This window comes from Agrobacterium sp. NPDC089420, from assembly GCF_044900305.1.
GTDB lineage: Bacteria > Pseudomonadota > Alphaproteobacteria > Rhizobiales > Rhizobiaceae > Agrobacterium.
The window spans coordinates 262,030-275,282 of sequence record NZ_JBJDMY010000005.1 but is presented as its reverse complement, the minus strand read 5'-3'; the positions used below and the strand labels follow the sequence as shown (position 1 = coordinate 275,282).

General features: G+C 61.1%; 11 protein-coding genes. 7 read left to right on the top strand and 4 right to left on the bottom strand.

What is annotated here, in order from left to right; translation table 11 throughout:
• Window positions 1-2: 2 nt before the first annotated feature.
• The 3 genes from ACI2KA_RS10295 to ACI2KA_RS10285 are packed head-to-tail and all read left to right on the top strand — an operon-like array spanning window position 3 to window position 3,449.
• Window positions 3-2,207, top strand: a complete 2,205-nt coding sequence (locus tag ACI2KA_RS10295; protein ID WP_404501664.1) for a molybdopterin-dependent oxidoreductase — start codon at window positions 3-5, stop codon at window positions 2,205-2,207.
• 11 nt (window positions 2,208-2,218) lie between these two features.
• Window positions 2,219-2,815, top strand: coding sequence for an NUDIX domain-containing protein (locus ACI2KA_RS10290; RefSeq protein ID WP_404501662.1), 597 nt, complete (start codon window positions 2,219-2,221; stop codon window positions 2,813-2,815).
• A gap of 22 nt (window positions 2,816-2,837) precedes the next feature.
• The gene (locus ACI2KA_RS10285; RefSeq protein ID WP_404501660.1) at window positions 2,838-3,449 is read left to right on the top strand and encodes an NUDIX domain-containing protein; all 612 of its coding nucleotides are present in this window, start codon (window positions 2,838-2,840) and stop codon (window positions 3,447-3,449) included.
• 23 nt (window positions 3,450-3,472) lie between these two features.
• Here the strand turns inward: ACI2KA_RS10285 and ACI2KA_RS10280 are convergent, their stop codons facing one another.
• The 4 genes from ACI2KA_RS10280 to ACI2KA_RS10265 all read right to left on the bottom strand — a co-directional run bounded on the left by ACI2KA_RS10280 (window position 3,473) and on the right by ACI2KA_RS10265 (window position 7,204).
• Window positions 3,473-4,408: an omptin family outer membrane protease gene (locus ACI2KA_RS10280; RefSeq protein WP_404501659.1), complete on the bottom strand. Its 936-nt coding sequence runs from the start codon at window positions 4,406-4,408 to the stop codon at window positions 3,473-3,475.
• A 132-nt stretch (window positions 4,409-4,540) separates the two neighbouring features.
• Window positions 4,541-5,215, bottom strand: a complete 675-nt coding sequence (gene purN / locus ACI2KA_RS10275) for a phosphoribosylglycinamide formyltransferase (RefSeq protein ID WP_404501657.1) — start codon at window positions 5,213-5,215, stop codon at window positions 4,541-4,543.
• Window positions 5,212-6,285 (bottom strand): phosphoribosylformylglycinamidine cyclo-ligase, encoded by a 1,074-nt coding sequence (gene purM, locus ACI2KA_RS10270; protein WP_404501655.1) that lies wholly within the window; start codon window positions 6,283-6,285, stop codon window positions 5,212-5,214. The genes purN and purM overlap by 4 nt, the downstream gene beginning before the upstream one ends.
• Before the next feature lie 124 nt (window positions 6,286-6,409).
• Complete coding sequence (locus ACI2KA_RS10265) at window positions 6,410-7,204, bottom strand: class I SAM-dependent DNA methyltransferase (RefSeq protein WP_404501653.1); 795 nt, start codon at window positions 7,202-7,204, stop codon at window positions 6,410-6,412.
• Between the two features lie 272 nt (window positions 7,205-7,476).
• Between ACI2KA_RS10265 and ACI2KA_RS10260 the strand changes: the two genes are divergently transcribed.
• The 4 genes from ACI2KA_RS10260 to ppx are packed head-to-tail and all read left to right on the top strand — an operon-like array spanning window position 7,477 to window position 13,185.
• Complete coding sequence (locus tag ACI2KA_RS10260) at window positions 7,477-8,634, top strand: AI-2E family transporter (protein ID WP_404501651.1); 1,158 nt, start codon at window positions 7,477-7,479, stop codon at window positions 8,632-8,634.
• A gap of 2 nt (window positions 8,635-8,636) precedes the next feature.
• On the top strand, window positions 8,637-9,365 hold the full coding sequence (gene hdaA, locus ACI2KA_RS10255) for a DnaA regulatory inactivator HdaA (protein ID WP_404501649.1): 729 nt from the start codon (window positions 8,637-8,639) through the stop codon (window positions 9,363-9,365).
• Window positions 9,362-11,665, top strand: a complete 2,304-nt coding sequence (locus ACI2KA_RS10250; RefSeq protein ID WP_404501647.1) for an RNA degradosome polyphosphate kinase — start codon at window positions 9,362-9,364, stop codon at window positions 11,663-11,665. The genes hdaA and ACI2KA_RS10250 overlap by 4 nt, the downstream gene beginning before the upstream one ends.
• Window positions 11,662-13,185, top strand: coding sequence for an exopolyphosphatase (gene ppx, locus ACI2KA_RS10245; RefSeq protein WP_404501645.1), 1,524 nt, complete (start codon window positions 11,662-11,664; stop codon window positions 13,183-13,185). The genes ACI2KA_RS10250 and ppx overlap by 4 nt, the downstream gene beginning before the upstream one ends.
• Window positions 13,186-13,253: the final 68 nt, after the last annotated feature.

Here is a 13,253-nt window from a genome sequence, read left to right as displayed (position 1 = left end):
GGATGAATATTCTTGATGGACGTCACTTCGGCCTTTTTGCCGCATCATTGATGCAATATACAAAAGCAATGAACGTTGCGACCCCGATTTCCGCTGAAAAAGCCGCCACCAAGGCCGAACTCCGTATCCGCCATACGGTCTGCCCGCATGACTGTCCGAGCGCCTGCGCGCTGGAAGTCGATATCAATGCGGAAGGCCGCATCGGCCGCGTGCGCGGCGCCAATGCCAATACATATACCGCCGGCGTGATCTGCGCCAAGGTGGCGCGTTATTCCGAACGCATCTATCATCCCGGCCGTCTTTTGACCCCGAAACGCCGCAGGGGCGCCAAAGGCGCGGGCGACTGGCAGGAGATTTCCTGGGAGGCCGCACTGGACGAGGTGGCCGATGCTTTCGTCAAGGCGGAAGCCCGCCATGGCGCCGAGGCCGTCTGGCCCTATTTTTATGCCGGAACCATGGGGCAGGTGCAGCGCGATTCCATCGAGCGGCTGCGCCACGCCAAGAAATATTCCGGCTTTTTCGGCTCGATCTGCACCAACATGGCCTGGACGGGTTACGTGATGGGAACCGGTGCGCTGCGTGGTCCCGATCCGCGCGAGATCGGCAAGGCCGATGTCGTCGTCATCTGGGGCACCAATGCGGTCGCCACGCAGGTCAACGTCATGACGCACGCGGTCAAGGCCCGCAAGGAACGCGGTGCCAGGATCGTCGTTGTCGATATCTACGACAATCCGACCATGAAACAGGCGGACATGCGCATTGTCCTCCGTCCCGGCACGGATGCGGCGCTCGCCTGCGCCATCATGCACATCGCCTTCCGCGATGGTTATGCCGACCGCGACTACATGGCGCGCTTTGCCGACGATCCGGCCGGTCTCGAAGCGCATCTGCAAACGAAGACGCCGCAATGGGCCTCCGAGATCACCGGTCTTTCCGTGGAGGAAATCGAGGCTTTCGCGCGGCTGGTCGGCACCACGAAAAAGACTTTCTTCCGGCTGGGTTACGGTTTTGCCCGCCAGCGCAATGGCGCAGCCGCCATGCACGCCGCCCTTTCCATCGCCACCGTCCTCGGCTCCTGGCAATATGAGGGTGGTGGCGCCTTCCACAACAATGGCGATATTTTCCGGCTCAACAAGGCGGAGCTGATGGGTACGGCCTATGCCGATCCTGACGTGCGCCAGCTCGACCAGTCGCAGATCGGCCGCGTGCTGACGGGTGACGCCGAAGCGCTGCGCCACGGCGGGCCGGTGACGGCGCTCATCATCCAGAATACCAATCCCGTGAATGTCGCGCCGGAACAACGGCTGGTAAAGCAGGGTTTCCTGCGCGACGATCTTTTTGTCGCCGTGCATGAGCAGTTCATGACGGAGACGGCCGACGTGGCCGATATCGTGCTGCCGGCCACCATGTTCCTGGAGCATGACGATCTCTACCGCGCCGGCGGCCAGAACCATATTCTGCTTGGCCCCAAACTGGTGGAGCCGCCGGAAACGGTGCGTACCAACCTGTTCGTCATCGAGGAACTGGCGAAACGCCTCGGCATCGACCACATGCCGGGCTTCGGCCTTTCGGCCCGCGACCATGTCGACCGCATGCTGAAGGTCAGCGGCTGGGGCGATTTCGATACGCTGGCCGAAGAGAAATGGATCGATGCGCAGCCCTCTTTCGAAGTGGCGCATTATCTCGAAGGCTTCGGTTACGCCGATGGCAAGTTCCGTTTCAGCCCGGATTGGGCGACCGGACCGTCTCCGAACAAGCCGCCGAAGAATATCGGCGTCATGGGGCCGGTATCCGAGTTTCCGAAATTCCCCGACCAGGTGGATGTGATCGAGGTTGCGGATGCGGACCATCCCTTCCGGCTGGCGACATCGCCGGCGCGCAATTTCCTGAACTCCACCTTTGCGGAGACCAAAACCTCCGTGCAGAAGGAAGGCCGCCCGGAATTGATGATCTGTCCCGAGGACGCCGCCGGTCACGGTATCGCCGATGGGGATGTCGTCCGTATCGGCAATGGACGCGGCGAGGTGCGTCTCCACGCCAAGATCGTGGAGGGCGCAAGGCCGGGCGTGCTGATTGCCGAAGGGCTGTGGCCCAACAAGGCGCATCTGGACGGTGAGGGCATCAATGTTCTCACCGGCGCCGATGCCGTCGCCCCTTATGGCGGCGCGGCTTTCCATGACAACAAGGTGTGGCTGCGAAGAGACTGACAGGATATGGAATGAGCAGGTTCGATAATGTGAAGATCGAGATCCTCAAGGATGAGACGCTCTCGAAGAACTGGTATCATCTCCGCAACATCACCTATAATTACACCAATTCGAAGGGTGAGACGAAGGTCATCAGGCGGGAGGCCTATGATCGCGGCAATGGTGCCGCCATCCTGCTTTACGATCCGCGCCGCGACACCGTTGTCCTCGTGCGGCAGTTTCGCATGCCGACCTATGTGAACGGCTATCACGGCTGGCTGCTGGAAGCGCCCGCCGGCCTGCTGGATGGTGACGACCCGGCCGAGGCCATTCGCCGCGAAGTGACGGAGGAAACCGGATATGTCGTGAGAGACGTCCGGTTTCTGTTCAAGTCCTTCATGTCGCCCGGCTCCGTGACCGAAATTCTACACTTTTTTGCTGCCGTCATCGATTCATCGGATCGGCTGGAGGAGGGGGGCGGTGCCGCCCATGAGGACGAGGATATCGAAGTTCTGGAGTTTTCCCTGGCGGACGCCATGAGAATGATAGAAACCGGCGATATCTGCGATGGAAAAACGATCATGCTGCTGCAATGGGCGGCCCTGAACAAATCGTCCCTCACCCTGTGACGGGATTGCTTACGGAGTGATTATGGACCGTTCACTGAAAATGGCCTCCACCGGCGATGCGGACAGGATCCGGCTGGTGGAAAAAGAGACGGTCTGGAAGGGCTTCGTGCATATGCAGAAGCTCGTTTTCGACCAGCGCATGCCGGATGGCAGGACGATCCGCATCGTGCGCGAAGTGCACGACCACGGCAGCGCCGCCGCCATCCTGTTATATGATGCAAAACGCGACAGCGTGGTGATGGTGCGCCAGTTCCGCCCTGCCGCTTTCTTGAACGGCGATCCGAGCTTCATGATCGAGGTGCCGGCGGGGCTTCTCGATGGCGACGAGGCCGCCGAGGCGGTTCGCCGGGAGGCTATGGAAGAATCCGGCTATGCGGTCGAAAAAGTCGAGTACCTCTTCGACATGTATGCGAGCCCCGGCACGCTGACGGAAAAGGTCAGCCTCTTCGTCGCGCGTATCGATCTCGATGTTCAGGCCGGCGCAGGCGGCGGGCTTGAGGATGAAGGCGAGGATATCGAGGTTCTGACCTACAGGCTGGACGAAGCCTTCGCGATGATCGCATCCGGTGAAATCACCGATTCCAAGACGATTATCCTGCTGCAATGGGCGATGTTGAATCGCGCCCGGCTTTAAGGGCAGGGTCCAGATCGTCGCAATCAGAAGCGTCCTTTCACACCCATGCCCACGAAGATGGACTGCAGGTCACCGCCGCCGGCATTTTTTTCCGAGCCAAGATTTCCCGCGCCCGCGCCGCTATAGTGGGTGTCTCCGCGCCCGAGACTGGTATAGTCATACGCGCCGTCCAGGTAGATTGAAGCATTCTCGGTCAGGTCATAGGCAACCCCCGCCTTGACCCCGAACATGCCGGCCACGTCGAATTTGTCGGTGAAGCGCATGTCACGCAGCCAGTGGTCGTCCGTGGCCTTGCCATAGACCATCGCGCCGCCTTCGAGGCCGGCATTGAGCGACCAGTTGCCGAATCTCTGGCCGCCGGCCAGGTTGCCGTAGAAAACCGGGATTTGCTGACGGTAGGTGATGCCTTTGACGTCATCCTTGAATGTGATGCTCACATCTCTTGGAGAAAAAAGGCTGTAGACGCCTTTGCCGCCATAGGCCGACCATTGCACATCCGTGTAGCGAAAACCGACGCCGGCGCTGAGATATTGCTGGGGATCGTCCAGCAGCATGCGATTGAGCTCCAGGCTGCCCGAGAAATAGTGATCAAGCCGCGTATCGTCATGCTGGGAGCGATGGCTCCAGTTCTCCTTGGAACTGTCACGGGAAAATGGCCATATCCAGTCATAATCGGTCATGTAGCCATCGCCTTCGAAGCCGACGCGGCCTTCCGCCTTCACCCGCCAGCCGGGCGCAAGCTCAAGCCCCAGCGAGCCGCGCAGCGCCATGGCGTTCTTGGTTTCCCATTCGAGTTCGCTGAGCTTGCTGCCGCCGATGTGCACGGTTTCCGTCGCCCGCAGATTGAGAACGCCGGCGTCCAGCGAGGCCGTGATGCCGCCTTGCTCCGCCATGACCGGCAGACTGGCGCCGAGGAGCAGAATGGCCGAAAGCGGCAGGCGAAATCTCGAAAATGGCATAATCGCTCCTGAATGACCGGAGGGCCTGAAATATGAGGCCGTTGCGGGCATTAAAGATGATTATGGTAAATAATCGGTTTATGCCGCGGAAAATACCATTGTCACTGTTTATGTACTTTAGAATTAACTTGCTTAGGCGACGGAAATCAGGGTCGAATACTCGGATTTACTGTCATTGTCCGTAAAGAGGGTTTTGCCGCCTTGCATGCGCACCTTTCCTTCCGCCAGCCGCTTCAGGGCGAGCGGATAAAGCTGGTGTTCGACGGTCAGGATGCGCGCCGCAAGCGTGCCGGCCGTATCGCCGGACAGGACGGGCACGGCGCCCTGGGCGATTGTCGGACCCTCATCCATGCCTTCGGTCACGAAATGCACGGTGCAGCCGGATATTTTCATGCCGCTGTCGATGGCGCGCTGATGGGTGTCGAGCCCCGGAAAAAGCGGCAGCAGGGAAGGGTGGATATTGATGATGCGGCCCGCATAAGGCGCGATGAAATCGCCGGAAATCAGCCGCATGTAACCGGCCAGACAGATGATGTCCGGCGCGATCTCGCCAAGCGCGGCCAGAATGGCGCCCTCATGTTCGGCTTTGCTGGCATAGGTCTTGCGCTCGAAGACCAGGGTGGGAATGCCAAGATCCCGTGCTTTCTCCAAACCGCCCGCCGCCGCCTTGTCCGAAATCACACAGGCGATTTCAGCCGGAAATCCCGGCGTCTCGCAGGCCTTGGCCAGCGACACCATGTTGGAGCCGCCGCCGGAAATGAAAACGACGACACGTGCGCGACCGGACGGAAAAGCGGCGCTGGTCATAGGCCGAGAGCGCCCTTGTAGATCGTGCCGTGCGCGCCGTCTTCGCGCGCCACCATGCGGCCGAGCGGAAAGACGGTCTCGCCTTCCGCGGTCAAGACGTCGGTGACCTTTTGAGCGTTTTCAGCCGAAACGACGACGATCATGCCAACGCCGCAATTGAAGGTGCGCAGCATTTCATTGGCTTCGACGCCGCCGGTCTTGGCAAGCCAGGAGAAGACGGCCGGAACCTTGATGGCAGCAAGATCGATCTCGGCAGCGAGATGTTTGGGCAGAACGCGCGGAATATTCTCCGGAAAACCGCCGCCGGTAATATGCGCCAGTGCCTTCAGCGCGCCGGTCTCGCGGATCGCCTTCAGAAGCGGCTTCACATAGATGCGGGTCGGGGTCAGCAGTGCTTCGCCGAGCTTTTGGCCGTCGGCGAAGGGAGCGGGAGCGCTCCAGTCGAGGCCGGAGACCGATACGATCTTGCGCACCAGCGAAAAGCCGTTGGAATGAACGCCGGAGGAGGAGAGGCCGAGAATGACGTCGCCTTCGGCAATGTCGCCGGCCGGCAGAAGCTGTCCGCGTTCGGCGGCACCCACGGCAAAGCCGGCGAGATCGTAGTCGCCATCGGAATACATGCCCGGCATTTCGGCGGTTTCACCGCCGATCAGCGCACAGCCGGATTCGCGGCAGCCGGCGGCAATGCCGGAAACGATGGCCGCGCCCTGGTCGGGATCGAGCTTGCCGGTGGCGAAATAATCGAGGAAGAACAGCGGTTCTGCGCCCTGGACGACGAGATCGTTGACGCACATGGCGACGAGATCGATGCCGACAGTATCGTGATAATCCGCGTCGATGGCGATCTTCAGCTTGGTGCCGACGCCGTCATTGGCGGCGACAAGAACCGGATCGGTGAAACCCGCCGCCTTCAGGTCGAACAGGCCGCCGAAGCCGCCGATTTCGCCATCCGCGCCGGGACGCCGTGTCGAGCGCACCGCCGGTTTGATCTTTTCGACCATCAGGTTGCCGGCGTCGATATCCACACCCGCATCACTATAGGTAAGACCGTTCTTGCCCGACTGGCTCATGGCTCTCGTCTCCGCTGGTTCCTTTGGCGTCGCCATTCGCACGGGACGGGACCTGATGCAAGGGTTTGAGTGGCAAAAGCTCCTGTTTTTAACGGCTTTGGCGGGGCTTGCCCCGGCCGGGCGCTTATGATGCCTGCGGGGCCACGCGACAGACCAGATTGAGCAGCCCGTCATTGGACGTATCGGAATTTTCCTCGATAGGCCGCCCGTTCTCGCCGTAACGGGCAACGACGTCGAAGCCCGCCGCTTCCAGTTGCCGGGTCTGGGCCGCAAGGTCGATGAAATAAAACAGGCCGCTCCAGCGATGCGCCTGATCCACTAAAATGGCATATTCGTTGGTCTGCCGGGTGGCGGGCCGCAGCCGCAGATAGTTGATCCAGCTCTGCGGATGAAGAGAGTTGAACACTTCCCGCGGATGCCAGGACCGCCGGTGCAGCGGCATGCCGCCGGCCCGCTTCCATTGCCGGTTATGAAAAGAAAAGATGAAATAACCGCCGGGCGCAAGGATGCTGCGCACGGCATGGATGATGGCAAGCCGGTCCTCATGGCCGAAGGCGCTCAAGATGGCGAGCGCGCCGAGCACGCAGTCGAAGCGTTCCGCCCCGAACCCGCCGATCGCCCGCACATCCATGTCGAGAAAGGTGGCCGTGGGAAAATTGCGCCGTGCCAGCGCCAGCATGGGCTGCGAACGGTCAATGCCGATATAATCGCCCACCAGCGGCAGAAGCGGCTTCGTCGTCCGGCCGGTGCCCACACCGAGATCGAGCAGCCGCCTGCCGGCATAGGCATGGCGAAATTGTTCGAGAATGATGCGCTCGGCCAGGTAAAGTTGCTGGTTGTCGTACCATTGGGCAATGTCCGGATGATCGAAGAGACCGGCATTGTGTTCCGCGATGCCATTTTCACTGGTGCCTTGCATCGTGCCTCCGGCCATCGGGCATGGCGGAGCGTCGCGGGCTCGCCCGATGATATTTGATATTTGTCTAATATTATCCGCGGGTCAACCTGCCGTTGCGACCGGAGGCCCCGGAAAGGCGGGTTTTTGCCGGCGGGAGGCCTTAGCGCGCCAAAACCGTGGACAGGCCGCCGGCTTGCAGCCGCCTGTACGCCGCGGCCGGTCTTGACCATGTGCATATGGGCATCCTATCTCCATCTTGGGCGGTGACGGCACGGCGACAAGAGGATGAACGGATGCAACCCCATGTGAGCGGTACGAACCTGCGCCGGCAGGTGTTTTTCTGGATCGGCGTGCTGGCCGTCTTTGTCCTTTTCCTGATGGTCTTCAGCTCCATTCTGCTGCCCTTCGTGGCCGGCATGGCGCTTGCCTATTTTCTCGATCCGGTGGCCGACTGGCTGGAACGGCGGGGCTTGAGCCGGTTGATGGCGACCGTCGTCATCCTCGTCTCCTTCGTGCTGGTCTTCGCGCTGTCGCTCATCATCATCATTCCCTTGATCGCCGCCCAGGCCTCGGAATTCATCACGCGCATCCCGCAATATATCTCGTCGTTGCAGCAGCTGATCGCCGGTGCCGATACCAACCTCCTGCCGGACTGGGTCAGCAACCAGATCGATGCCGTCAAGGAGAACTTCTCCAAGCTCCTGACCGAGGGGGCGGGCTTCATCGGCACCCTGCTGACGCAGATATGGAATTCCGGCAAATCGCTGGTGGACGTCGTGTCGCTGCTGGTGGTCACGCCCGTCGTCGCCTTTTACCTGCTGCTCGACTGGGACCGCATGATCGACAAGGTCGATAGCTGGATACCGCGCGACTATGTCCATACCGTGCGCCAGATCGCCCGCGACATGGACAAGACCATTGCCGGTTTCGTGCGCGGGCAGGGGTCGCTCTGCCTCATTCTCGGGGTTTATTACGCCGTCGGCCTGTCGCTGGTGGGCTTGAATTTCGGCCTGTTGATCGGTCTTTTTTCCGGCCTCATCAGCTTCATTCCCTATATCGGCTCCATGGTCGGCCTCATCCTCGCGGTCGGCGTCGCCGTGGTGCAGTTCTGGCCGGACTATATCTACGTGTTTCTGACACTCGCCGTTTTCTTCTCCGGTCAGTTCATCGAAGGCAACATCCTGCAGCCGAAGCTCGTCGGCAGCAGCGTTGGCCTGCATCCGGTGTGGCTGATGTTCGCCCTCTTTGCTTTCGGCGCGCTTTTCGGTTTCGTCGGCCTGCTGGTTGCGGTTCCGGCGGCGGCGGCGGTCGGCGTGCTTGTTCGCTTCGCATTGTCGCGGTATCTTGAAAGCGATCTTTATCACGGGCACGCCGCCAACCTTCCCTGGGACAGCAATCCCGCCCCGGAAGAAGGGGAAACGCCCTCCGGCAAGGTTGACTCTCAGAGCTGACGATGACTGACCACATCAAAACCGACAACGCCCGGTCGAAGGCCGAGCAGCTGCCGCTCGCATTCTCGCACCAGCCCGCCTCCGGCAGGGACGACCTGCTCGTCTCCGCATCGCTTGAAGCCGCCGTCAGCCTCGTCGATGAATGGCCCAACTGGCGCTCGCCGGTCGTCGTGCTGGCCGGGCCGCCGGGTTCGGGAAAATCGCATCTCGCCAATATCTGGAAAAACATCGCCGGCGCCCGCGATATCCACCCGCAGGCCGGCGCCGATGCTGCGCGCGCGGCGGAGAACGGCGCCGTTCTCTTCGAGGATGCCGACCGCCGCGGTTTTGACGATACCGAGCTGTTCCATGTCATCAACAGCGTGCGCCAGCACGGCACGACGCTGTTGATGACAAGCCGGCAATGGCCGGCGGCATGGCCGGTGACGCTGCCGGATCTGCGTTCGCGCCTGAAGGCCGCGACGGTGGTGGAGACCGGCGAGCCGGATGAGGGGCTGCTGGCGCAGGTGCTGGTAAAGCTCTTCGCCGACCGGCAGCTTTACATGGATGACAAACTCATAGGCTACATCGTCAACAGAATGGAGCGTTCGCTCGATACGGCCCAGACGATCGTGGACCGGATCGACAGGCTGGCGCTCTCGCGTGGAACGAGAATAACACGCCCGCTGGCGGCGGAGGTCCTCAATGCGATGGACAGCGCAGCGGCGGGCAGCGGGCTGGACGTCGATTGACTGTCACAGTTCCGTCGTCAAACTGTTATACGGGCAAGAAGGACGATCACGCGATGCAGCAGGATCACGGGACGGAAACAGGTCAGGGGATGGAACAGGGCATGGACGCTATCGCGCAGGAAGACTTCAACAAGGTTCAGCCGGTAAGCGAGGGCGAGAACCTCTGGGACAGTCCCGCCCGTTTCGTCAACCGTGAATTCTCCTGGCTCCAGTTCAATCGCCGCGTTCTCGAAGAAACGCTGAACACCGATCATCCGCTGCTGGAGCGGCTGCGTTTCCTGTCCATCTCGGCCGCCAATCTGGACGAGTTCTTCATGGTCCGCGTCGCCGGCCTCGAAGGTCAGGTGCGCCAGAAAATCACCGTCAGGACACCGGATGGCAAGACGCCGGCCGAACAGCTGGAAGACATTCTGAAGGAGATCGACAATCTGCAGATGGAGCAACAGGCCTCGCTTGCCGTTCTGCAGCAATATCTCGCCAAGGAAGAAATCTTCATCGTGCGCCCCGCCGCACTGTCGGATGCGGATCGTACCTGGCTGGAGACGGAATTCGAGGAGCGCATGTTCCCCGTGCTGACGCCGCTCTCCATCGACCCGGCGCACCCGTTCCCCTTCATTCCCAATCTCGGCTTTTCCATGGGCCTGCAGCTCGACAGCGTCAACGGCCGCGAGCCGATGACGGCGCTGTTGCGCCTGCCGCCGGCGCTTGATCGTTTCATTCGCCTGCCCGATGAAAAGAACGCCATCCGCTACATCACGCTTGAAGATGTGGTCGGCCAGTTCATTCACCGCCTTTATCCCGGTTATACCGTTCGCGGTTTCGGCACCTTCCGCATCATCCGCGACAGCGATATCGAGGTGGAGGAAGAGGCGGAAGATCTGGTCCGTTTCTTCGAAAGCGCGCTGAAGCGCCGCCGCCGCGGGTCGGTCATCCGCATCGAGACCGACAGCGAAATGCCGCAGTCGCTGCGCCAATTCGTGGTGCATGAGCTTGGCGTGCCGGATAACCGCGTCGCCGTTCTGCCGGGTCTGCTTGCGCTCAACACCATTTCGGAAATCGTGCGCGCGCCGCGCGACGACCTGAAGTTCGAACCCTATAACGCCCGCTTCCCCGAGCGTGTGCGCGAACATGCCGGCGATTGCCTCGCCGCCATCCGCGAAAAGGACATGGTGGTCCACCATCCCTATGAGAGCTTCGACGTTGTCGTGCAGTTCCTGCTGCAGGCGGCGCGCGACCCGGATGTGCTGGCCATCAAGCAGACGCTCTACCGCACCTCCAACGACAGCCCGATCGTCCGCGCGCTGATCGATGCGGCCGAAGCCGGCAAATCCGTCACCGCGCTGGTCGAACTGAAGGCGCGTTTCGACGAAGAGGCGAATATCCGCTGGGCGCGCGACCTGGAGCGCGCCGGCGTGCAGGTCGTCTTCGGCTTCATCGAACTCAAGACCCATGCCAAGATGTCGATGGTGGTGCGCCGTGAAGACGGCAAGCTCAGGACCTATTGCCATCTGGGCACCGGCAACTACCATCCGATCACGGCCAAGATCTATACCGACCTGTCCTTCTTCACCTGCAACCCGAAGATCGCCCATGACATGGCGAATATCTTCAACTTCATCACGGGTTACGGCGAACCGGAAGAGGGCATGAAGCTGGCCGTCTCGCCCTATACGCTGCGCGCCCGCATCGTGAAGCACATCAATGAAGAGATCGAGCACGCCAAGCGCGGCGCGCCGGCGGCGATCTGGATGAAGATGAATTCGCTGGTCGATCCCGAGATCATCGATGCGCTCTACCGCGCCAGCGCGGCCGGGGTGGAGGTCGATCTGGTCGTGCGCGGCATCTGCTGCCTGCGCCCGCAGGTGCCGGGCCTGTCGGACAATATCCGCGTGAAATCGATCGTTGGCCGCTTCCTCGAACACAGCCGCATCTTCTGCTTCGGCAACGGTTTCGGCCTGCCATCCGACAAGGCGCTGGTCTATATCGGCTCGGCCGACATGATGCCGCGCAACCTCGACCGCCGTGTCGAAACGCTGGTGCCGCTCACCAATCCCACCGTGCATGAGCAGGTTCTTTCACAGATTATGCTGGGCAATCTCATTGACAACCAGCAGAGCTACGAGATACTTGCGGACGGAACGTCGAGGCGCATCGAGGTGCGTAAAGGCGAAGAACCGTTCAACGCGCAGCACTATTTCATGACCAATCCCAGCCTTTCCGGACGTGGTGAAGCCTTGAAATCCAGTGCGCCCAAATTGATTGCCGGGTTGATTTCGTCCCGCAAGAAACAGGCTGAATGACTCGATCAGAAGCACAGGGGCGGCTGACCGGCCTTGCCCCCGTTTCCGTCATAGATATTGGTTCGAACTCCGTTCGTCTTGTCGTATATGAAGGTCTTTCTCGCGCGCCCGCCGTGCTGTTCAACGAAAAGGTCCTTTGCGGCCTCGGCAAGGGACTGGCGCTGACGGGCCGCATGCATGAGGAAGGCGTCAGCCGGGCGCTGATGGCGCTCAGGCGTTTCCATGTGTTGTCCGAGCAGGCGCAGGCGCAGCAGCTTTATGTGCTGGCGACGGCTGCGGCGCGTGAAGCGGAAAACGGCCCGGATTTCATTCGCGAGGCGGAGGCCATTCTCGGCTGCGAGATCGAGGTCCTGTCCGGCGAGAAGGAAGCGCTTTATTCGGCCTATGGCGTGATCAGCGGTTTCCATGATCCCGATGGCATTGCCGGCGACCTCGGCGGCGGTTCGCTCGAACTCATCGACATCAAGGGCAAAAGCTGCGGCGAGGGCATCACCCTGCCGCTCGGCGGTCTGCGGCTGTCGGAACAATCGGACGGCTCGCTGGAAAAAGCGGCCACCATCGCCAGAAAACACGTCAAATCCTTCGCCAAGCTTCTGGCGGCGGGTGAGGGGCGCACCTTTTATGCCGTCGGCGGCACCTGGCGAAACATCGCCAAGCTGCATATGGAAATCACCGGTTATCCGTTGCACATGATGCAGGGATATGAATTGCCGCTGGAAGAAATGCTGAATTTCCTGGAGGAGGTCGTTGTCTCCAGGGACAGCAAGGATCCGGCCTGGCAGGCGGTCTCCAAGAACCGCCGTTCGCTGCTGCCCTTCGGCGCCATCGCCATGCGCGAGGTTCTGAAGGTCATGAAGCCGGCAAAGATCGCCTTTTCCGCGCAGGGCGTGCGTGAAGGCTATCTCTATTCGCTGCTGACGGAAACGGAGCGGGATCTGGACCCGTTGCTGGTTGCGGCGGATGAGCTTGCCATTCTGCGTGCCCGCTCCCCCGAACATGCCCGCGAATTGGCGGATTGGAGCGGCCGCACCTTCCCTGTCTTCGGTATCGACGAGACGGAAGAGGAAAGCCGCTACCGGCAGGCGGCCTGCCTGCTGGCCGATATCAGCTGGCGCGCCCATCCGGATTATCGCGGGTTGCAGGCGCTCAACATCATCGCCCATTCGTCCTTCGTCGCCATCACCCATCCCGGTCGCGCCTATATTGCGCTCGCCAATTATTATCGCTTCGAGGGACTGAACGACAACGGCACCACGGAGCCGCTCACGGCCATGGCGGGCGAGCGTCTGCAGGAGCTTGGAAAACTGCTCGGCGGCCTGCTGCGCGTCGTTTACCTCTTCTCGGCCTCGATGCCGGGCGTCGTCGATCACCTGAAATTCCGCAAATCCACCAATCCGGACATCGATCTGGAATTCGTCGTGCCGCACGATTATTGCGATTTCGCCGGCGAACGTCTGGATGGCCGTTTGCAGCAACTGGCGAAGCTGACCGGCAAGCGGCTGGCGTTTGTGTTTGAGTGAGCCGGTAAAGTTGGAGTGTAAACGCCGTCGACTATGGTTTTGTCGCCGCGAAGGCTCGTTGAAGGGCA